The organism is Citrobacter sp. S46_ASV_140 (assembly GCF_018919545.1).
GTDB classification, from domain to species: domain Bacteria; phylum Pseudomonadota; class Gammaproteobacteria; order Enterobacterales; family Enterobacteriaceae; genus Citrobacter; species Citrobacter braakii.
This window is the reverse complement of record NZ_JAHLRC010000007.1, coordinates 24,111-45,132: the sequence shown is the minus strand read 5'-3', so window position 1 is coordinate 45,132 and position 21,022 is coordinate 24,111. Positions and strand designations below refer to the sequence as shown.

18 protein-coding genes and 4 tRNA genes are annotated in these 21,022 nt (G+C 53.2%); 5 read left to right on the top strand and 17 right to left on the bottom strand.

Annotation, left to right across the window (positions count from 1 at the left end; genetic code table 11):
* Nucleotides 1-39: 39 nt before the first annotated feature.
* Nucleotides 40-243, bottom strand: a complete 204-nt coding sequence (locus KQJ19_RS03895) for a lipoprotein (RefSeq protein WP_003017937.1) — start codon at nucleotides 241-243, stop codon at nucleotides 40-42.
* Nucleotides 244-381: 138 nt separating this feature from the next.
* On the opposite strand from KQJ19_RS03895, the gene cyaY reads away from it, so the two are divergent.
* On the top strand, nucleotides 382-702 hold the full coding sequence (cyaY, locus tag KQJ19_RS03890) for an iron donor protein CyaY (protein WP_003828967.1): 321 nt from the start codon (nucleotides 382-384) through the stop codon (nucleotides 700-702).
* Between the two features lie 40 nt (nucleotides 703-742).
* Here the strand turns inward: cyaY and cyaA are convergent, their stop codons facing one another.
* Nucleotides 743-3,289: a class I adenylate cyclase gene (gene cyaA / locus KQJ19_RS03885; RefSeq protein ID WP_047499563.1), complete on the bottom strand. Its 2,547-nt coding sequence runs from the start codon at nucleotides 3,287-3,289 to the stop codon at nucleotides 743-745.
* Nucleotides 3,290-3,684: 395 nt separating this feature from the next.
* On the opposite strand from cyaA, the gene hemC reads away from it, so the two are divergent.
* Genes hemC through hemY form a run of 4 tightly spaced genes read left to right on the top strand, consistent with a single transcriptional unit; the run spans nucleotide 3,685 to nucleotide 7,762 of the window.
* The gene (gene hemC, locus KQJ19_RS03880) at nucleotides 3,685-4,626 is read left to right on the top strand and encodes a hydroxymethylbilane synthase (protein ID WP_016157846.1); all 942 of its coding nucleotides are present in this window, start codon (nucleotides 3,685-3,687) and stop codon (nucleotides 4,624-4,626) included.
* Nucleotides 4,623-5,363, top strand: coding sequence for a uroporphyrinogen-III synthase (gene hemD, locus KQJ19_RS03875; RefSeq protein ID WP_016155122.1), 741 nt, complete (start codon nucleotides 4,623-4,625; stop codon nucleotides 5,361-5,363). Before hemC ends, hemD begins: the two co-directional genes overlap by 4 nt.
* Before the next feature lie 21 nt (nucleotides 5,364-5,384).
* A complete protein-coding gene (gene hemX, locus KQJ19_RS03870; RefSeq protein ID WP_080860387.1) occupies nucleotides 5,385-6,560 on the top strand; it encodes a uroporphyrinogen-III C-methyltransferase in 1,176 nt (391 codons plus the stop codon).
* Nucleotides 6,561-6,562: 2 nt separating this feature from the next.
* The gene (gene hemY / locus KQJ19_RS03865; protein ID WP_047499566.1) at nucleotides 6,563-7,762 is read left to right on the top strand and encodes a protoheme IX biogenesis protein HemY; all 1,200 of its coding nucleotides are present in this window, start codon (nucleotides 6,563-6,565) and stop codon (nucleotides 7,760-7,762) included.
* Between the two features lie 459 nt (nucleotides 7,763-8,221).
* On the opposite strand, the gene KQJ19_RS03860 is transcribed toward hemY, so the two are convergent.
* The 15 genes from KQJ19_RS03860 to wecB all read right to left on the bottom strand — a co-directional run bounded on the left by KQJ19_RS03860 (nucleotide 8,222) and on the right by wecB (nucleotide 20,997).
* A tRNA-Pro gene (locus KQJ19_RS03860) sits at nucleotides 8,222-8,298 on the bottom strand.
* Between the two features lie 41 nt (nucleotides 8,299-8,339).
* Nucleotides 8,340-8,425, bottom strand: a tRNA-Leu gene (locus KQJ19_RS03855).
* A gap of 20 nt (nucleotides 8,426-8,445) precedes the next feature.
* Nucleotides 8,446-8,521: transfer RNA gene (locus tag KQJ19_RS03850), tRNA-His, on the bottom strand.
* A 56-nt stretch (nucleotides 8,522-8,577) separates the two neighbouring features.
* Nucleotides 8,578-8,654 (bottom strand) — tRNA-Arg (locus tag KQJ19_RS03845).
* Between the two features lie 102 nt (nucleotides 8,655-8,756).
* Complete coding sequence (locus KQJ19_RS03840) at nucleotides 8,757-10,142, bottom strand: amino acid permease (RefSeq protein WP_016155119.1); 1,386 nt, start codon at nucleotides 10,140-10,142, stop codon at nucleotides 8,757-8,759.
* Nucleotides 10,143-10,420: 278 nt separating this feature from the next.
* Nucleotides 10,421-11,161 carry a lipopolysaccharide N-acetylmannosaminouronosyltransferase gene (wecG, locus tag KQJ19_RS03835; RefSeq protein ID WP_216403360.1) on the bottom strand — a complete coding sequence of 247 codons (741 nt, stop codon included), beginning with the start codon at nucleotides 11,159-11,161 and terminating at the stop codon, nucleotides 10,421-10,423.
* A complete protein-coding gene (wzyE, locus tag KQJ19_RS03830; protein WP_016155117.1) occupies nucleotides 11,161-12,516 on the bottom strand; it encodes an ECA oligosaccharide polymerase in 1,356 nt (451 codons plus the stop codon). The genes wecG and wzyE overlap by 1 nt, the downstream gene beginning before the upstream one ends.
* The gene (locus KQJ19_RS03825; protein WP_200047447.1) at nucleotides 12,513-13,592 is read right to left on the bottom strand and encodes a TDP-N-acetylfucosamine:lipid II N-acetylfucosaminyltransferase; all 1,080 of its coding nucleotides are present in this window, start codon (nucleotides 13,590-13,592) and stop codon (nucleotides 12,513-12,515) included. Before KQJ19_RS03825 ends, wzyE begins: the two co-directional genes overlap by 4 nt.
* Nucleotides 13,589-14,839 carry a lipid III flippase WzxE gene (wzxE, locus tag KQJ19_RS03820; RefSeq protein WP_019078442.1) on the bottom strand — a complete coding sequence of 417 codons (1,251 nt, stop codon included), beginning with the start codon at nucleotides 14,837-14,839 and terminating at the stop codon, nucleotides 13,589-13,591. The genes KQJ19_RS03825 and wzxE overlap by 4 nt, the downstream gene beginning before the upstream one ends.
* 1 nt (nucleotide 14,840) lies before the next feature.
* Complete coding sequence (rffA, locus tag KQJ19_RS03815) at nucleotides 14,841-15,971, bottom strand: dTDP-4-amino-4,6-dideoxygalactose transaminase (protein ID WP_016155114.1); 1,131 nt, start codon at nucleotides 15,969-15,971, stop codon at nucleotides 14,841-14,843.
* A 4-nt stretch (nucleotides 15,972-15,975) separates the two neighbouring features.
* Nucleotides 15,976-16,653: a dTDP-4-amino-4,6-dideoxy-D-galactose acyltransferase gene (gene rffC / locus KQJ19_RS03810; RefSeq protein ID WP_131380393.1), complete on the bottom strand. Its 678-nt coding sequence runs from the start codon at nucleotides 16,651-16,653 to the stop codon at nucleotides 15,976-15,978.
* The gene (rfbA, locus tag KQJ19_RS03805; RefSeq protein ID WP_016155112.1) at nucleotides 16,631-17,512 is read right to left on the bottom strand and encodes a glucose-1-phosphate thymidylyltransferase RfbA; all 882 of its coding nucleotides are present in this window, start codon (nucleotides 17,510-17,512) and stop codon (nucleotides 16,631-16,633) included. The genes rffC and rfbA overlap by 23 nt, the downstream gene beginning before the upstream one ends.
* Nucleotides 17,513-17,540: 28 nt before the next feature.
* Nucleotides 17,541-18,608, bottom strand: coding sequence for a dTDP-glucose 4,6-dehydratase (gene rffG, locus KQJ19_RS03800; protein ID WP_216403359.1), 1,068 nt, complete (start codon nucleotides 18,606-18,608; stop codon nucleotides 17,541-17,543).
* Entirely contained in the window at nucleotides 18,608-19,870 is a 1,263-nt protein-coding gene (wecC, locus tag KQJ19_RS03795; RefSeq protein WP_047358756.1) for a UDP-N-acetyl-D-mannosamine dehydrogenase, read from the bottom strand. Before wecC ends, rffG begins: the two co-directional genes overlap by 1 nt.
* Nucleotides 19,867-20,997: a UDP-N-acetylglucosamine 2-epimerase (non-hydrolyzing) gene (gene wecB / locus KQJ19_RS03790; protein ID WP_216403358.1), complete on the bottom strand. Its 1,131-nt coding sequence runs from the start codon at nucleotides 20,995-20,997 to the stop codon at nucleotides 19,867-19,869. Before wecB ends, wecC begins: the two co-directional genes overlap by 4 nt.
* Nucleotides 20,998-21,022 lie beyond the last annotated feature (25 nt).

Sequence of the window (21,022 nt, the reverse complement as noted above, 5' to 3'; positions counted from 1 at the left end):
CGTTCACGCGGGTACAGAAATATACATCTATTCCTGCCGTCAGTAATTCACCTGAGAAGGCCCGTCACTAATCCCACGATCGTTTTTCTCTGGCGTGGTGGATTGTGATTGCGGCTGAACGCTCTTGGTCGGAGGCGGCGCGGTTTTATCTGCTGGCGGGAAATAGAGCGGGCCTTTTAGCCCACAGCCCGTCAGGCTGAACAGAGTAAAAATGACAGCGAGTGGCTTTAACACGTTTTTCATTATCGATTGCCTGTAAAGTTCATGCTTTCTGTTTTCTATCATCGCAGGAGAAGGCGTAAAAGCAAGAGTTAGCCTGTAATCTGCAACGCGTTTTGTTTCAGGTTATACTGCCGTCATCACGAAAAACAGGATAAGAAAATGAACGACAGTGAATTTCATCGCCTTGCTGACACCCTGTGGATGACCATTGAAGAGCGTCTGGATGACTGGGACGGCGACAGCGATATCGATTGTGAGATCAACGGCGGCGTGCTGACCATCAGCTTCGAAAACGGCAGCAAAATTATTATTAACCGTCAGGAGCCGCTGCATCAGGTGTGGCTGGCGACCAAACAGGGCGGCTACCACTTTGACCTGAAAGGCGACGAGTGGATCTGCGATCGTAGCGGCGAAACGTTCTGGGATCTGCTAGAACAGGCGGCGACACAGCAGGCGGGTGAAGAGGTGAGCTTCCGTTAAGTTTTATTGCCGGATACGCTTCGCTTATCCGGCATCATGCTCACGAGAAATACTGCTGTAACTGCGGAGTGTCGTTTTCCTGACTGACGGGCGGCACGGCGCTAATCGGCTGGGTACGGAACGGGATCACCTGCGCGCGCCCGTCGGTTTTCACAATCTGATAGAACTGCGGCAGGTTAAAGTTGATGAAGCTGGAGCCGTAGGTAAAGCGATCGTGCGACGACGAGTAGAAACGGCTGACATCGCGTACCAGCTCCTCTTTGCTGCCTTCGCAGTGGTGATACACCTCAGCCCGATTACTCTCATCCAGAATGTAGATATTAAAGCCCTGCTCATCACCCGTTTCTTCGAAAAAGAACTGAATGATCCCTTCGCTGGCAAAACCGTCAACCACTGACGGGAGTTTCACATGATTGGTCTCAACCTGAACGGAAAGCCCGTGCAGTTTGTTATGTGAAATCGCGCCATAAAATTCAATCGCGTTTTCCAGCTTCTGTACCGAAACGTTCAGGCGCTCGAAGAACAGACCCCACGTCTGACCAGAAACGCGCAGCGCTTTGAAGCGTCCGGTTTCCTGACGGGTGCTGGAGAGGCGCAACTCGATGCACTCAGACACCAGTTGCTGCACGCGGGTGCGAATTAAACCGCGCAGATGCTGGCTATAGCAGAAAACCTCGACGCTATCCGGCGGCGCGGCATCCTGGTGCATTTTGCCCAGAATCGTTTTTAACGCTTCAATCATCGCCTGCTCACCGTTGAAGTGCAGCGTACGCACTTCATTCCACGAGTTGCGGTACAGCAGGTCGACGCTACCCACCAGGCAATTTTGTTCTTCACCAAAGCTGAAGACGTCCAGCTTACGGAAATCAAAATGTACCACCTGATTGCGAAATGCTGCCGTCGGGTCATATTCAAGGTTAACGATAATCGCCAGGTGGCGAATCTCGCACGGGCTATAGAGCGCCTTCGGCGTTGGCGCTGGCAGTCGCAGCGGGAAGTGGTGCGACACGTCGGCGACCATTTCTTGCAGCTTCGGCAAATCAACAATGCCGTTGCCCTTAATAAATAAATGCGTACGCGAGGTCAGCAGGCCGTTGAACCAGGCCCACGCCACCAGTTTATTGAGGTAGCGGTTATATTCCAGCGGCTGATGGCTGATGATCGAGTCCATGTTAGGCGCGCGGTTATAGAGATACCAACCCGAACGGTTGGCACGGCCCGGCGGCACATGGATAAAGGTCAGATTCGGTTCCGAGAGATCCGGAGATATCTGCGGGTTCACCAGCGTTACTTTACCTGGTAATGCTTCAAACGCGGCATACAGCTTACGGGTCAGCACGCCGATATCCTGCGGGCTGGCGCTCACGCTGAGGTTATTTCGGCGGGCAAAACGGATCAGGTTACGATAGCTCTGCATCATCGCATCGAGCAGTTCGTTATGCGCTTCGCGTACCTGGTCAATCTTCCAGTTAGCGCGGTTATCAAGCATAGTCAGACGGGCGTCATCCCAGCCCCACTCTTTCACTAACTGACTTAATACTTCACGACGCCAGCCCACGCAGGCGCGCTCGCGGCTCAGTTTCTCACACACTTTTAAGTAGAAACATCGACGCACTAAATCCAGACGAGTCGGGTCTTCGATCGCCGTGAGGTACTCGGTAACGCGCTCCAGCATCATGCAGTAAGGGTCGAGACCAAAAGAGACGATCTCACCATCGTGCAGGCGCTGTTTAATATCTTTCGCCAACAGGCGTGGATTGGGGTATTCCCAGGAATAAGCTTCCAGCAGCAGCGTTTTCAATACCGCTTTGTACGGGGAGTCGATACTCTTGTACAGCTGCCAGAGGCTGGCGCCAAAGTACTCTTCGGCGGAGAGCGAACTGAGTCCGCCGAGATCCAGCCATTCGTTTGGCGTTAACACCCCCTGTGCGTAAAGCGTCATGACGTAATCGTCGTAATGCTCTTCTTCGTCGCCCGGCACCATATTCCACAGAATACGTTTACCCGCGAGACGCACAGCGGTGCGATAGAATTCATCAAGCAACAGGATATGCTGCGTCGAGCCACAGTCTTCACCACCCAAACTGCCGCTTTCATTGTGGCGGAAACGGTTTTCATCAATCAGGAAGAAGCTGACTTCCACGCCCAGCGAGGCGGCCCAGCTTTCCAGCAGGCTACATTTACGCTGCAGCAGCTGGCGCTCTTCGCTATCCAGCCAGGATTGATGGCAGACCCAAATATCAAGGTCAGAGGAACAGCTTTGCCCTACCGAAGAGGTGCTGCCCATTGAGTAAACGCCGGTGATAGGCAGTTCGCCCTTGGGAGGATCCTGCGGTGACATACCGCGGTACAGTTCCAGTTCGTTCAGGTAGTGGCGTTGGGTTTCATCAGGCGTGTAAAGGCATATGCCTTTGGGAACGTTACCATCAAGGTAACCCGGCATCAGCGGATGGTGGTAGTGCAATAATGTCGGCAGCAGACTGTATACCTGCTGGAAGGCAGGTCCCATGGCAGCAAGCGCGCGATCCACACGCAGTTGATTTATGGCATCCAGTCTCTGTTTCAGAGTCTCAATATAGAGGTACAAGACGTATCGCCTGATGTTGCTATCCGTCATGTTGTCGATTGCTGCGGCACAAGCGCTCACAATAATCGTCATCAATTCGGATAAACCGTATGTCAAAAATAACCGTTACCTGTTTTTTCGCCCATATTTTTTTATGCTGTACAGCCGAAAAAATGGTCTAAAACGTGATCAATTTAACACCTTGCTCATTGACCGTAAAGAAAGATGCGCTACATACAAGTGTAGCACCGTTCGTTACGTGTAAATTCCTTCATACGGTCGGGAGGTTTCTCGTCATTATTCACTGCCAGTGATGATGCAGCGCCTTTTCCTCTCACTCACGTTTGAGCGTAACGCTGACATCCCTTTGATAAGGATGTTAGGATGGTCAATGATTGATAATGACGGTAACAAGCATGTTAGACAATGTTTTGAGAATTGCCACACGCCAAAGCCCCCTTGCGCTCTGGCAGGCACATTATGTCAAAGACGCCTTAATGGCAAACCACCCCGGTCTGATCGTGGAACTGGTTCCGATGGTAACCCGTGGCGATGTGATCCTTGATACCCCGCTGGCGAAAGTTGGAGGGAAAGGGTTGTTTGTTAAAGAGCTGGAAGTCGCGCTGCTGGAAAAACGCGCCGATATCGCCGTGCATTCCATGAAGGATGTGCCGGTTGAGTTCCCTGACGGTCTTGGACTGGTCACCATTTGCGAGCGAGAGGATCCGCGTGATGCTTTCGTCTCAAATAAGTACAACACACTGGATGAACTCCCGGCAGGCAGCATCGTCGGGACATCCAGTTTGCGTCGCCAGTGCCAGTTGGCAAAGCGTCGCCCGGATCTCGTCATCCGTTCGCTGCGCGGTAACGTAGGTACGCGTCTGAGCAAACTGGATAACGGCGATTATGACGCCATTATTCTGGCGGTCGCCGGATTAAAACGTTTAGGTCTTGAATCGCGAGTCCGCACCGCTCTGCCGCCGGAAGTCTCCCTACCCGCTGTCGGGCAAGGCGCAGTTGGCATAGAATGTCGACTGGATGATATGCGCACTCAGGCGCTGTTAGCGCCGCTCAACCATGAAGAGACGGCGCTGCGCGTCAAAGCCGAACGCGCCATGAATACCCGCCTGGAAGGGGGATGTCAGGTCCCTATCGGCAGTTATGCAGAACTCATTAACGGTGAGATTTGGCTGCGGGCGCTGGTCGGCGCGCCTGACGGTTCGCAGATGGTATGCGGAGAACGTCGCGGCGCCGCGCAGGAAGCTGAACAGATGGGCATCTCTCTGGCTGAAGAGCTGCTGGAGAACGGCGCGCGCACCATTCTGGCTGAAGTTTACAACGGAGAAGCCCCCGCATGAGTATTCTGGTCACCCGCCCGTCTCCCGCAGGGGAAGAGTTAGTGAGCCGTCTGCGCACACTGGGGCAGGTGGCCTGGAGCTTTCCGCTCATCGAGTTTTCGCCCGGTCGGGAACTGGCAACGCTGGCTTCCCGACTGTCGGCGCTGACGGAAAACGATCTGGTCTTCGCCCTCTCGCAGCACGCCGTCACCTTTGCAGATGCCGAACTTCAGCAACAAGGGAAAAGCTGGCCCTCCCTTCCGCGTTATTTTGCCATTGGTCGCACAACGGCGCTGGCGCTGCATACCGTTAGCGGTTTCAATATTCACTACCCTCTGGATCGGGAAATTAGCGAAGTCTTGCTACAATTACCTGAATTACAAAATATTGCGGGAAAACGCGCGCTGATATTACGCGGCAATGGTGGCCGTGAGCTGATAGGTGAAACCCTGACAGCACGCGGAGCTGATGTCGATTTTTGTGAATGTTATCAACGCAGTGCAAAATATTACGATGGTGCAGAAGAAGCGATGCGCTGGCAATCTCGTGGTGTGACCACGGTGGTTGTCACCAGCGGAGAGATGCTACAACAGCTCTGGTCGCTCATTCCGCAGTGGTATCGTGAGCACTGGTTACTACGCTGTCGGCTGCTGGTCGTCAGTGAGCGTCTGGCGCACCTCGCCCGGGAACTGGGCTGGCAAGATATTAAGGTCGCTGATAACGCCGACAACGATGCGCTACTACGCGCATTACAATAACTCTCATAATGGGATGCCATAATGACGGAACAAGAAAAATCCTCCGCCGTGGTTGAAGAGACCAGGGAGGCCGTGGAAACCACGTCACAGCCAGTCAATACTGAAAAAAAGAGTAAGAACAGCACGGCGCTGATTCTGAGCGCTGTGGCGATTGCTATTGCGCTGGCTGCAGGCGTTGGGCTGTACGGTTGGGGGAAACAGCAGGCAACAACGCAGACAGCAACCAGCGATGCGCTGGCGAACCAGCTTACGGCGTTGCAAAAAGCGCAAGAAAGCCAAAAAGCTGAGCTGGAAGGCATTATTAAGCAGCAGGCAACGCAGTTGGATGAAGCCGCTCGCCAGCAGGCCGCGCTGGTCAAACAGCTTGACGAAGTCCAGCAAAAAGTCGCCACTATCTCCGGCAGCGATGCCGGGACATGGCTGCTGGCGCAGGCTGATTTTCTGGTGAAACTGGCCGGTCGCAAATTATGGAGCGATCAGGACGTTACTACCGCCGCGGCGCTGCTGAAAAGCGCTGACGCCAGCCTGGCGGATATGAATGACCCAAGCCTGATTACCGCCCGTCGCGCGATTACCGACGATATCGCGAGCCTCTCTGCGGTGACTCAGGTCGACTATGACGGCATTATCCTGAAAGTGAATCAGCTCTCTAACCAGATTGATAACCTGCGTCTGGCCGACAACGACACCGACGATTCGCCGATGGATTCCGACAGTAGCGAGCTTTCCAGCTCGATCAGCGAATGGCGCGTCAATCTGCAAAAAAGCTGGCAGAACTTTATGGACAGCTTTATCACCGTTCGCCGTCGTGATGAAACCGCCGTCCCGCTGCTGGCACCGAACCAGGACGTTTACTTACGTGAAAATATCCGTTCTCGCCTGTTAGTGGCCGCCCAAGCCGTGCCGCGTCATCAGGAGGAAACATATCGCCAGGCGCTGGAAAACGTCTCCACCTGGGTGCGCGCCTACTACGACACCGACGATGCAGCCACCAAAGCTTTCCTTGAAGAGGTAGACCAACTGAGCCAACAAAGCATCAGCATGGACGTACCGGAAACGCTGCAGAGCCAGGCGCTTCTCGACAAGCTCATGCAGACCCGCGTACGTAATTTACTGGCACAGCCTGCCACAGCGCCGGTTGCAGCAACTCCTGCGCCTTCAGCTGAAACTCCGGCAACTGCGCCGCAAGGAGAATAATGATGCTAAAAGTATTATTGCTCTTTGTGCTGTTGATCGCCGGGATCGTTGTCGGTCCAATGATTGCCGGTCATCAGGGCTACGTACTGATCCAGACGGATAATTACAATATCGAAACCAGCGTGACGGGTCTGGTGATCATTCTGATCGTCGCAATGGTCGTCCTGTTTGCGATTGAATGGCTGCTGCGCCGAATTTTCCGCACTGGCGCGCATACCCGCGGATGGTTTGTCGGTCGGAAGCGTCGTCGCGCCCGTAAGCAGACGGAGCAGGCGCTGCTCAAGCTGGCAGAAGGCGATTATCAGCAGGTTGAAAAGCTGATGTCGAAAAACGCCGATCATGCAGAACAGCCGGTAGTGAATTACCTGCTGGCGGCAGAAGCGGCTCAACAGCGCGGTGACGAAGCACGTGCCAACCAACACCTTGAGCGTGCTACCGAACTGGCCGGAAATGATACGATCCCGGTAGAAATCACTCGTGTTCGCCTGCAGCTGGCACGTAATGAAAATCACGCCGCACGCCACAGCGTAGATAAACTACTGGAAGTGACACCACGTCATCCGGAAGTGCTGCGTCTGGCTGAACAGGCCTACATTCGTACCGGTGCATGGAGTTCGTTACTGGATATCATTCCATCCATGGCAAAAGCGCACGTGGGTGATGACGAGCACCGCGCGATGCTGGAACAGCAGGCATGGGTTGGTCTGATGGATCAGGTTCGCGCCGATCAGGGCAGCGAGGGGCTACGTGCATGGTGGAAAAACCAGAACCGTAAAACCCGTCACCAGGTTGCCCTGCAGGTGGCAATGGCTGAACATCTGATTGAGTGTGACGATCACGATACGGCACAGCAGGTCATCATTGATGGTCTTAAACGCCAGTATGACGACCGCCTGGTGCTGCCGATCCCGCGTCTGAAAACCAACAACCCGGAACAGATAGAAAAAGTGTTGCGCCAGCAGATTAAAGCCGTCGGCGATCGCCCATTACTGTGGAGCACGCTGGGCCAGTCGCTAATGAAGCACGGCGAATGGCAGGAAGCCACGTTCGCCTTCCGTGCCGCTCTCAAACAGCGTCCAGATGCCTATGACTACGCCTGGCTTGCTGACGCGCTGGACAGACTGCATCAGCCGGAAGAAGCCGCCACCATGCGTCGTGATGGCCTGATGTTGACGCTGCAGAACAACAATCCCCCACAGTAATTCCTTCTTGCCCGGTGACGCTTCGCTTACCGGGCCTACCGTTATTTCATATACACCAAATCATTCGAGATGCTTCGAGGCGACTTGAAGGATGAGGTGTATATGCATAAAAAAACGCCCGCTCTTTTGGAGCAGGCGTTAAACAGGTCTGTATGACAACATAAATGGGTGCTTCACTCAACGTTATGTCCATGGTGTTTGATGAGGCCAGAGCGACATCTGTCTGTGGACGATAAGCACCGTAAACGGCTCTGCATCATTCCTGAGTTTATGAGGCCAGATGGCGAACATAAGAGATGGAATGAGCATCTACCCGTATATTATTGCACAAGGCATGCCACGATTGCACTGCAAAAACAATGGAACCGGACTTTTTAAGACATCAGGAAATTCGGGGAAATAAAGGCTGAGAAGGGAAAATCAGAAAACAAAAAACCCCGCCGAAGCGGGGTTCAAAATTGGTCGGCGAGAGAGGATTCGAACCTCCGACCCACTGGTCCCAAACCAGTTGCGCTACCAAGCTGCGCTACTCGCCGTTTTACTGCTTTTTGAATTTTTAGTTCAATTCTTTAAGTCGTGGTGCGAGGGGGGGGACTCGAACCCCCACATCCTAAGGACACTAACACCTGAAGCTAGCGCGTCTACCAATTCCGCCACCTTCGCATTTCACAACTTTAAATTAATGGGGTGGCTAATGGGATTCGAACCCACGACAACTGGAATCACAATCCAGGGCTCTACCAACTGAGCTATAGCCACCACTGCAAATCTTTTACGCGGTATTAAAACCACCGCAGCTCCGGCACCTTACTAAATGGTGCGCCCGACAGGATTCGAACCTGAGACCTCTGCCTCCGGAGGGCAGCGCTCTATCCAGCTGAGCTACGGGCGCTTAGCGCCGTTGCGGGGCTGGATATTACGGAGGTCTCGGTCTGCTGTCTAGTGCTTTTTTAAAATAAATTATCGTTTGGTCATGGTTTGTGCGTTTTGTCGCTTATTCCTGCAATTTTTGGGCTGTGCCATGACGATTCAAGCCAAAAACCTTATAAATGAGCGTCACGGCCAGTAAGAAGATAATGCCAACAAACAGCGACATTCGGGTATCTTCATTAAAGTACATGCCGATTAATACGCAAATCAGGAACGCCATCGTCAAATAGTTCGCCCACGGGAACAGAATCGAGCGGAAGGGATGACTGGCGATCGCCGCTTTATGCGCCTGACGGAAACGTATCTGGCTTATCAGGATCACAAACCACGGCACCATCCCCGGCAGCACGCTGGCGCTATAGACATAAACGAACACACGCTGCGGGTTGGGAATGATGTAGTTCAGGCACGAACCAACCAGCAGGATCGCGATAGAAATAGCCACGCCGGCAACCGGCACGCCCTGGCGCGAAACTTTTCCAACGGCGGCAGGTAGCTGGCGATTCTTTGCCAGCGCGTAAAGCATACGCCCACAGCTGTACATCCCACTGTTACAGCCCGACAGCGCCGCCGTCAGGACCACAAAGTTAATAATCCCTGCCGCGGCGGTAATACCAATCTTGGCAAAGGTGAGAACAAACGGGCTACCGTTACTGCCAATCTCATTCCACGGGAAAATAGTGACGATAACAAAAATCGCACCGACGTAGAAAATCAGAATACGCCACAGCACTTTCCCTACTGCACTCCGCAGCGTGACCTGCGGATTCTTCGCTTCACCCGCAGTAATGCCGATCAGCTCCACGCCCTGGTAAGAAGCCACGACAATACACAATGCCGTCAGGAAGCCTTTCCAACCACCAGCAAAGAAGCCGCCGTGCTCGGTCAGGTTGCCAAAGCCGATCGCCTGACCGCCATTGCCAAAACCGAAGAAAATCACCCCTAATCCAATGACGATCATCACAATGATGGTGGTCACTTTAATCATGGCAAACCAGAACTCAATTTCACCATACAGGCGAACCGCGGCGAGATTTGCCAACGCAACCAGCCCGACAGCAATCAGTGCGGGTATCCATTGTGCCATTTCCGGGAACCAGAACTGGACGTACACCCCGATGGCGGTAATCTCTGATATCCCCACCGCCATCCACATAAACCAGTATGACCAGGCAGTGAGATAACCAAAGAAGGGGCTCATATAACGATGGGCGTAAACAGCAAATGAACCGGCAACCGGCTCGAGGAATAACATCTCCCCCATAGAACGCATAATGAAAAAGACGAACAGCCCGGCGACGATGTATGCCAGCAGAACCGAAGGTCCCGCCCATTTCAGGGTACTGGCGGCCCCCATAAATAGCCCGACGCCAATAGTCCCCCCAAGGGCAATTAATTCGATGTGACGAGCCTCCAGCCCACGCTGTAGCTCAGGTTTGTTCTCGGCCATAAATCCTCTTGTTGTGTTTGCATACTGTCCGGTATTACCGGTTCTCGTTATGGGTACATCTTGTTATGCCATAACAGGCCATACGGCACCGACCGCTTAACGGTTGGCGTCAAAAACACCACGGCACTGCAATGATTGTTGCGAATGGTTTCCTAAAATCGCTTAAATGGCAATTAAAGCATTCAAAAAATAAATAGATTGTGCGAGAAAGCAGCGATTATGTTGTGAATAAGTAGCGTAATTAGCAGATCACGCTACTTATCAAAGGAGAGAGGGCGTCAGAGGTTGCCGGTATAGTGCCAGCTGAGATAGCGTAATAAGCGAATTTGACGAGTGATACGGCTTGGCTGCGACAATAAGCGATACAGCCACTCCAGCCCCAGACTCTGCCAGATTCGCGGCGCACGCTTAACGTGACCGGTAAAGACGTCGTAGGTACCACCGACGCCCATATACAGCGCTTCAGGGTGAATCTTCCGGCAGTCACGCATAAAGATCTCTTGTTTCGGCGAGCCCATCGCCACCGTCACAATCTGCGCACCGCTGGCGTGGATACGTTCAAACAATGCCTGACGCTGGTCCGGGGTAAAATAACCGTCCTGACTGCCTACAATGTTCACGCGCCACTGGGCACGCAGTTTGGCTTCCGTTTGCGCCAGAACTTCAGGCTTGCCACCAATCAGGAAGACAGGCGTTCCTTCCTGCCCGGCTCGCGCCATAAGCGCTTCCCAAAGATCAGCCCCTGCCACGCGTGAAACCTGCGCCTGCGGGAATTTTTTGCGCACTGAACGCACCACGCTAATCCCATCCGCATATTTGAACTCAGCGGCGTTGATCAGATCCCGCACTTCAGGGTTATCTTCTGCCGTTAGCATCTTCTCGGCGTTGATTGCCACCAGCGTTCCAGGCCTGAGATGCCCCTCGGCAAACAGGTAATTTAGCGCATGCTGCATATCGCGCCAGCCAATCAATTGTAGCCCGCGCAGCGAGTAGAGTGGCGCAGTTGTGTTATCTGTCATTACGATCCTTCAATCTGTGTCCGGGGCAGCGATTTGATTCGTTTATGGATGAGTCCCGCACTATCGAATAGCCAAAACAGCAGTTTTGCCACCAGCAGACACACGCCGAAAATCACGAGGAAAAAGACCACTCGCGAGACAAACGAATCCAGCCCTTCACGTGCCAACACGATCATATTGAAAATAGCGCCAAAACAGAAACTGTGCAGAATCGCCGCCTTGTAGCGATTGGTTTCGCGGTTGCCTAACTCATACAGCCAGTCAAACCACTTGATGATGAGTCCAACGACAATCGCGCCTAACGGGATAAACAGCGCCCCGCCCATCACCACCAGTGAACCAATTAACGTCGGCGAAATCGCCAGACCTGAGTGGTTGTTCAACACTTCCCAGGTAAAGTAGTTCGCTGAGTTGAGGACGATACTCGGCCGCCCAGGCCAAAGCCAGGAAGGGATAAAGACGTAGAAGTCACGGACAATCGGCGCCAGCCCTTGAAACTCAATATTGTGGTAATTTTGCAGCAACAGCGCCAGATTCTCCCACGGCGAGAAAGTGTCCCGCGTGAGGTACAGGAAAGTATAAAACGCCTCGTCGCCGCTAACGTTCATCCCATAGCGCTTCAGCGCCAGCCAGAACATCCCGACGATACCCAGCACGCCCGCGGCGGCCAGCATCCACAGCGAAATCCAGCCGCGAATGATGCCGATAAACAAGAAGATGGCAAACGCAATGATGATATTGGCGCGCGTCCCGCCAACAATCATATAGGTCAGCAAACCAAACGCGACGGTACTCACCAGGAAGAATAACCACGCTTTGCTGTCCTGACGCAGGAAATAGACCACCAACATTGCCGGAATGAAGAAGTAGAAGAAACGCTTCAGAGCGACCCCAGAGACTTCGCTGGAAAAAATTTGGCTGTAGGATTGCAGTCTGAACAGCAGGAATCCGTTGTGCATAAAGAAGACGCCCACGCTCACCAATGCAATCGCCATCAGGATAACCCAGGTCAAATGCGCTTCAACGCGATTGATGGTAAATAGCGGCCTGCGTGGCTTATCCTCGACTCGCTTGCGAAGGCGGGTTTTATACGTCACGTAGTAGACGGCATAGAAACAGGCGGCTGACAGCAAGGCCTGCAGTAGGATCTCCGGCGGAGCAACTGCCACATCAAAACGGAACACCAGTATGCTGGTCAACGGGAATCCGAAGAAGAACGTCAGCAAAAACAGCAGTGAGAAGAAAACATTGAAGTTAAAACGCACGCGGCGGAATTCAAACCAGGTCAGCGTGGCGATAAACAAGGTGGAGAGCAGCCATACCACCAGCAGACCGCTAAATTGCATCAGGCTCATACAGTTTCTCCTGAAGCAATGCGCAGCGCGTTGTGCCACGGCTGCAGATAATTCGGGCTAAAGAAGGTTATTGTATTTTTATCTACCGATGCCAACTGGCGCTGCGCTTCGCGTACTACGCCTTCATTGAGCTCATCAGTGGTAAATAACACCGGGAGATTCTGTTCCACCATATCCTGCCAGAAGGGATTTTCACGGTTGAGCACGCACGGGATACCGGCCTGAATCAGTAAACACAGGGTACCGATCCCCTGCTGACGGGCAAAAATAAAGTAACCCAAATCACACTGACGTAATAATGTCAGATAGGCATCAAATTCCAGCTTTTCACTTAAAATTTGCAGATTCTCAGCGCTAAACAATGCCAGGCCGGCCTGACGAACCTCGTCGATATAAGCCGCATTATTGGCGGGGTACCCCATCGGTACAATCACATTCACCGTGTCGCCGAACTGCTGATGGACGGCGCGTAGCGCGGCAATATGCTCATTGCTGCGATCGCCAGAGTTGCCAACCAGCACCGTCATCTTGCCGCTGCGCTGACACGCGTTGCTCATATTATTGAGCGAGGGATCCATCCGCGTTGGGAAATAGAGCAACTCGCCACGCACGCGCGGATGCTGTTCGGCGAAATAGCTCAAATCACCCCGCGTGGCAAATACGCAGCCCACACGGTTCTGCGCCATACGGCGAATGGGGTAAAACAGGCGAAATTTCAGTCCACTGGAGACTTCATATAAATCCGCGCCCCAGATATGCCAGTAAAACTGCTCTGGTTTAATTCCCCCGCTCAGCAGCGCTAACCACAGGCTGGTGTTGAACTGACCGTGGAAGAAAAATCGCTGTTGGCGATCCGCTTTTGCTTTCGCGATAACCGCTTCAGCCAGCGCCTTTTTCCCACCATAGAAGCTTAGCGATAACGCCGGGCAGTTCTCACTGAATCCGGCATCCTGACCTGCAACCATAAACGTGCGCGCGTGCTCGCTCGTCGCGGCCAGCGAGTCGTTGAAAAACCGCAGCACGGTTTGGTTATGGTGAGGGATATCCGATCCCAGAACGTGAATCAGTACAGTCATACCCGCCTACGCCAGAGTAAAAACACGCCACAACAAAGAGAGAAATAGACAATGTACGTTGCCATGTAAGCCTGTGCCGCGCCCAGCGCACCATGTGCAGGGATCAGCCAATGGGCAAACGCCGTCAATAACATGAACTGGCTAATTTCTGCCAAGATATAAAACCGCAGCGACGCTTTCGCGATCACCAGATAACCGAAAACATAGGCGCCGACTTTCAGCACATCACCGACCAGTTGCCAGGCGAACAGGTCGCGCATGGCGGTGAATTTAGCGGAGAAAAGCAGCCAGATAGCAAAATCGCGCAGTAGCCAGACGGTAAAGCTTGCGGCAGCAACCGCCGGCAGCACGAATTTCAACGACTTGATCACTTCGCGTGTAATGTCGCGCTTTTCAGTCAAACGCGACAACGTCGGCAGCAAGTAAACGCTGAATGAGGCGGTGATAAATTGCAGATAAGCATCGGAGATACTGCTCACCCCCTGCCAGATCCCCACATCATCCCAGCTGTACTGCGCCGCCAACAGGTTTCGCATCATCACATATGCCACTGGCAGCGTTACGGAGGTAATCAGCGCCATCAGCGTAAACTTGCTTAACTGCCCTGCCAGACCGTTATCCCACGAGGGTTTCAGGTAATGCAGGGGGATAGTCCCACGCTTAATCAGCATTATAGCGGCAGGGATTACGACCAGCGCAGGTACCAGCGCCAGGCCCAGCAAGGCGCCTTCATACCCTCCCAGGCGATAACAGCCATAATAAGCCGCTACACCCACCAGGCTCCCCACAATCAACGACAGCGCGTTACCCGCCGCATCGCGGAAGCCCTTCATCAGCGCCAGCAGCAGGTTCGCCCAGGCAATGCCCATCTGCACCAGCGCAACCAGTCGAACCAGCCCCTGATAATGAGTATGACCAAATAATCCCTGACTGATAGGTGCGGCCGCCAGCAAAAAAATCACCGCCATCAGCGTAGAGAATCCCAGCACCATCGCGGAAGATGTACCAACCACCTTACGGAGCCGGGCCGGATCGTCATGATGCTGCGCAACGTATTTCGTGACGCCATTGAAAATGCCGGCCCCCGCCAACACGCCAAGCACGGTGACCATCTGGCGGAAGTTACCCGCCTGCCCCACGCCTGCCGGGCCAAACGACACCGCCAGCAACTTCACAACCAGCAAACCTGCGCCAATTTTTACCAGCGTACTGGCCGCCGTCCATAAGGACGCTTTTGCAAGCGACATATCAGGCAAAGTAGTTGAGTAAGGTCGTAATGACTGTTCGCTGGTTCACCGGCGACAGATTGTAGAACAGCGGTAAACGCAGCAGGCGTTCGCTCTCTTTGGTGGTGTAACGATCAACACCGGCAAACACGCCGAATTTATCGCCAGCCGGGCAATCATGCAGCGGGATATAGTGGAACACCGCCATAATTTCAGCTTCTTTCAGGAAGTTAATCAACGCCGTGCGATCGTCGATATCGCGCAGCTTGATGTAAAACATATGGGCATTCTGTACGCAACCCTCCGGTATCGAAGGCAGCTCAATACGCCCGGCACGCGCCAGCGGTTCCAGGGCATCGTAATACTTTTGCCACAGCGCCAGACGCTGCTGGTTAATACGATCAGCCGCTTCCAACTGCGCCCACAGATAAGCCGCCTGCAGATCGGACATCAAATAGCTGGAACCGATATCACGCCAGGTATACTTGTCTACCTGGCCGCGGAAAAACTGACTACGGTTCGTCCCTTTTTCACGGATGATCTCTGCGCGCTCGACTAATTTTTTATCATTAATCAGCGTCGCTCCACCTTCCCCGCCTGCGGTATAGTTTTTGGTCTCATGGAAGCTAAAGCAGCCGATGTGACCAATCGTACCCAGCGCACGCCCCTTGTAGGTCGACATGACGCCCTGGGCGGCATCTTCCACCACATACAGGTTATGTTTAGTGGCCAGCCCCATGATGGTATCCATTTCGCAGGCCACGCCCGCGTAATGTACCGGCACAATAGCGCGGGTTTTATCGGTGATCGCCGCTTCAATCAGCGTTTCGTCAATGTTCATGGTATCCGGGCGAATATCAACAAAGACGATTTTCGCGCCGCGCAACACGAAGGCATTGGCCGTAGAGACAAACGTGTAGCTCGGCATAATGACTTCATCGCCAGGCTGGATATCCAGCAGCAATGCCGCCATCTCAAGCGATGCGGTGCAGGAGGGCGTCAGCAGCACTTTCTCACTGCCAAAATGCTGCTCCAGCCACTGCTGACAGCGACGGGTAAAGCCACCGTCACCACACAGTTTGCCGCTATTCATCGCAGACTGCATGTAATCGAGTTCAGTTCCCACCACCGGCGGTGCATTAAATGGAATCATCGTGTCACCTGTATAACCAATACGCGGTGCTTTCCACATTCGCACCACTGTGTATATAACGTTTAAGCGCGGCGGTGTTGCCCATTTGGGTCGCCACACGCAATGTTGTTTTACCGCGGGCCTGTGCCCAGTAAAGCGCGGCCTGCATCAGTTCTGCACCCGCACCACGCCCGGCCAGCAGGCCAATTCGCGCCTCGGTCGCATTCAGTTCACGCAGCGAGACATAGCCACGAATCTCACCAGTCGGTTTACGAAAAACGAGGCACTGATGATCAAACGTCCCCAGCACCGCGTTTTCAATCCACTGTGCGTAGAAACGCGCGCTGGCATCTTCGGCATACCACGGGGCGCGAAAACGACTTTGCGCAAATGCCTGTCCTGCCAGATGGCGTAATACCGGGATATCCGTAGGTTGCGCGACCTGCGCACCGGGGTCGCCGCTGGCACACGTCACCGGCAGTACAAAATCGACTTCACCTTCTACCAGTGAGAAACCCAAATGCTGCAGAGCATCTAATTCATGGCTATTTGCGGCAAGTATTTTTGCTTGTACACGCGACCAGGGCAGCAACGCATCCGCAGTTAGAACCGGTGCGCGTTGGTCAAAACGGACAATGGCGCTATTCACGCCAAAGAACGTATTTTCCCAGCTAAGCGGCTCAATACTGGCGCGGACGAGCACGGAGCAGCTCCAGCAGGTATTGGCCATAACCCGTTTTGGCCAGTGAACTGGCGGCACGCTTCACGCCTTCGTCATCCAGCCAGCCGTTACGCCAGGCGATTTCTTCCAGACAGGCTATTTTAAAGCCCTGGCGTTTCTCCACCGTCTGCACAAAAGTGCTCGCTTCGATCAAACTGTCATGCGTACCGGTATCCAGCCAGGCAAAGCCACGCCCAAGCAATTCAACCGTCAGATGTCCGTCATCAAGATACATCTGGTTGATAGACGTAATCTCCAGCTCCCCACGCTCAGAAGGTTTCACGCGTTTCGCGTATTCCACCACTTTGCTGTCATAAAAATAGAGCCCTGTCACCGCCCAATTAGATTTCGGCGCTTTCGGCTTCTCTTCCAGAGAGACTGCGCGAAAATTGTCATCAAACTCAACAACACCAAAACGTTCAGGGTCCATGACCTGATAGCCAAACACCGTCGCGCCTTGCGTTCTGGCGGCCACATGACGCAGTTTTGGACTGAATCCTTGACCAAAGAAGATGTTGTCCCCTAACACCAGGCACGATGGTTCACCGTTAAGAAACGTTTCACCGATAATAAAAGCCTGCGCTAATCCATCCGGGCTCGGTTGCTCAGCATAGTGCAGTTCAATGCCGAACTCAGATCCATCGCCCAGCAAACGCTGGAAATAGCCTTTATCTTCCGGAGTGGTGATAATCAGGATTTCGCGAATTCCCGCCAGCATCAGTACCGATAGCGGGTAGTAAATCATCGGCTTATCGTAAATGGGCAATAGTTGCTTCGATACGCCCCGCGTAATGGGATACAGGCGAGTACCTGAGCCACCCGCCAGAATGATACCTTTCATGCGTTGTCTCCTCCGCAAAACCAGGCTGTTAGCCCTTCAGACCTAAACGTTCGCCCTGGTAACTGCCGTCCTGCACGGGTTTCCACCATGCCTGATTATCCAGATACCACTGCACGGTTTTGCGCATTCCACTTTCAAACGTTTCCTGCGGCATCCACCCGAGTTCACGCGCAATTTTTGAAGCGTCAATGGCGTAACGCAAATCATGGCCTGGGCGATCGTCCACAAAAGCGATCAAGTCGCGGTACTGCGCGATGCCCTGCGGTTTATGCGGAGCCAGCTCTTCCAACAGGCTGCAAACCGTTTCGACAACATCCAGGTTTTTACGCTCGTTATGGCCACCAATATTATAGGTTTCCCCAACCGTGCCCGTCGTCGCCACGCAATAGAGCGCCCTGGCGTGATCTTCTACATACAACCAGTCACGGATCTGTTGACCATTGCCATATACCGGCAACGGTTTGCCCGCCAGTGCGTTGAGGATCATCAGTGGAATCAGTTTTTCCGGGAAATGGTACGGACCATAGTTATTGGAACAGTTGGTAATCAGCGTTGGCAGACCGTAGGTACGCAGCCAGGCGCGAACCAGATGATCGCTGCTGGCTTTCGACGCGGAATAAGGGCTGCTCGGCGCATACGGCGTGGTTTCGGTGAAGAAATCATCTGTGGAATGGAGATCGCCATACACCTCGTCAGTCGAGATATGGTGGAAACGAAACGCCAATTTTTCCTCGCTGGCTAATGTACTCCAGTAAGCGCGCGCCGCTTCCAACAGCGTGTAGGTTCCCACAATGTTGGTTTCGATAAAGGCGGCGGGACCATGAATTGAACGATCGACATGGCTTTCTGCAGCCAGATGCATCACGCAGTTCGGCTGATATTGTTGAAACACCCTGTCGAGCGATGCCCGATCGCAAATATCCACTTTCTCAAAGGCAAAACGGGAATTCTGCGCAACCGGCTCCAGCGACATCAGGTTTCCGGCGTAGGTCAGCTTATCGACCACAACCACCGCATCCTCGGTATCATGAATGATATGTCGCACAACCGCCGAGCCGATAAATCCCGCTCCACCGGTAACCAGGATTCGTTTCATTAGCGCCAGACCCCTTTGGTATCAACGATGTACTGCTGTTGAACCGCATCGCCTTTGATGCCTTTAAATTCATTATGGTCAACCAACATGACCAACACATCAGCACGTGCCAGAGCATCGTCCAGCGTCGCCAGTTGGCAAAGACCATCCAGTTTTTTCGGCAGTTGATGGATGTTCGGTTCCACCACCAGCATTTCGCCTTTGTGCCATTGCGCAATATTCTGCGCAATTCCCATCGCCGGGCTTTCACGCAAATCGTCAATATTGGGTTTGAATGCCAGACCAAAACAGGCAATTTTCACTTCGCTAGCCCGTTTGTTGGTATCCGCCAGACAGTCGGCTACGGCAGCCTTTACCCGATCGACCACCCAATGCGGTTTACCATCGTTTACCTCACGCGCGGTGCGGATCAATTTCGCCTGCTGCGGGTTCTGCGCCACGATAAACCACGGATCGACCGCGATACAGTGTCCACCTACGCCAGGGCCGGGCTGCAAAATATTCACGCGTGGATGCCGGTTTGCCAGGCGAATCAGTTCCCAGACGTTGATCCCCTGATCGGCGCAAATCAGCGACAGTTCATTGGCGAAGGCGATATTGACATCGCGAAAGCTATTTTCCGTCAGCTTACACATTTCTGCGGTGCGGGCGTTGGTCACCACACATTCGCCTTCGAGAAAGATGTTGTACAGCTCGCTGGCGCGCGCGGAACAGACGGAGGTCATTCCTCCAATCACCCGATCGTTTTTAATCAGTTCGACCATTACCTGACCAGGCAGTACGCGCTCTGGGCAATAAGCAATGTTAACGTCCGCCTGTTCACCGACCTGCTGCGGGAAAGTCAGGTCAGCCCGCATTTCTGCAAGCCATGCGGCCATCTGTTCAGTTGCCCCGACAGGTGAAGTGGATTCCAGAATCACCAATGCGCCTTTTTTCAAAACTGGCGCAATAGATTTCGCCGCGGCTTCTACGTAGACCATATCGGGTTCATGATCTCCCTTGAACGGGGTAGGCACCGCAATCAGATACGCATCAGCATCTACGGGTGTCGCGCTCGCACGTAAAAACCCATTTTCGACCGCCGTTTTCACCACTGCACCCAGATCGGGCTCAACGATGTGAATTTCACCGCGATTAATGGTATCCACCGCATGTTGATTTATATCTACGCCAATTACGTGTTTTTGACGGGAAGCAAAGGCAGCCGCCGTTGGCAGTCCGATATAACCCAGCCCAATGACAGAAATGGTCGTAAAACTCATAGCGATATCCGATTATTTTTTAATGCTTCTAAAATGCGGTCACATGCCAGCCCGTCTCCATACGGATTATGGGCGCGGCTCATGATCTGATATTCATTGTCGTCATGCAGCAAACGCGTGACTTCTTCAACAATCCGCTGTGGGTCTGTACCTACCAGGCGTACAGTCCCTGCGGTAATAGCTTCCGGGCGCTCCGTTGTTTCACGCATCACCAGCACAGGTTTCCCCAGAGACGGCGCTTCTTCCTGAATCCCGCCGGAATCAGTAAGGATCAGCCAGGCGTGATTCATCAGCCATACGAATGGCAGGTAGTCCTGCGGTTCAATCAACACCACATTTTCAACGTGACCCAGGATGCGATTGACCGGCTCACTGACGTTAGGGTTCAGGTGTACCGGATAGACAATCTGCACATTTTGGTTAGACGCGGCTATTTCCGCCAGGGCATGACAGATTTGCTCAAAACCGCGACCGAAGCTTTCCCGACGATGACCGGTCACCAGGATCATCTTTTTATCAGCATCCAGGAAAGGATAACGTTCGGCCAGATCCGCACGCAGCATCTCATTTCCCAGTACGCGATCCCGAACCCAGATCAACGCGTCAATAACCGTATTACCCGTGACGAAAATACGATCATCAGGGATAGCTTCTCGTAACAGATTTTGGCGCGAGTTTTCTGTTGGGGCAAAATGATACATTGCCAGACGCCCGGTCAGCGTACGATTAGCCTCTTCCGGCCATGGTGAATAGAGATCGCCTGTACGTAAACCAGCCTCTACATGCCCCACCGGGATGCGCTGATAGAACGCGGCCAGACTGGTAGCAATCGTGGTTGTGGTATCACCATGAACCAACACCACATCGGGTTTGAATTCAGCCAAAATAGGCTTTAACCCTTCCAGGATGCGGCAGGTTATTTCTGTTAGTCCCTGACCTGGCTGCATAATATTGAGATCGTAGTCAGGTACAATGGAAAAAAGATTCAACACCTGATCGAGCATCTCCCGATGCTGCGCCGTAACGCAAACTTTCGCCTCAAAATCAGGATCTTTTTCCAGCGCATGAACCAGAGGAGCCATCTTAATGGCCTCCGGTCGCGTACCAAATACAGTCAGTACTTTCACATCGATTCTCTTCGGATTGGCAGTG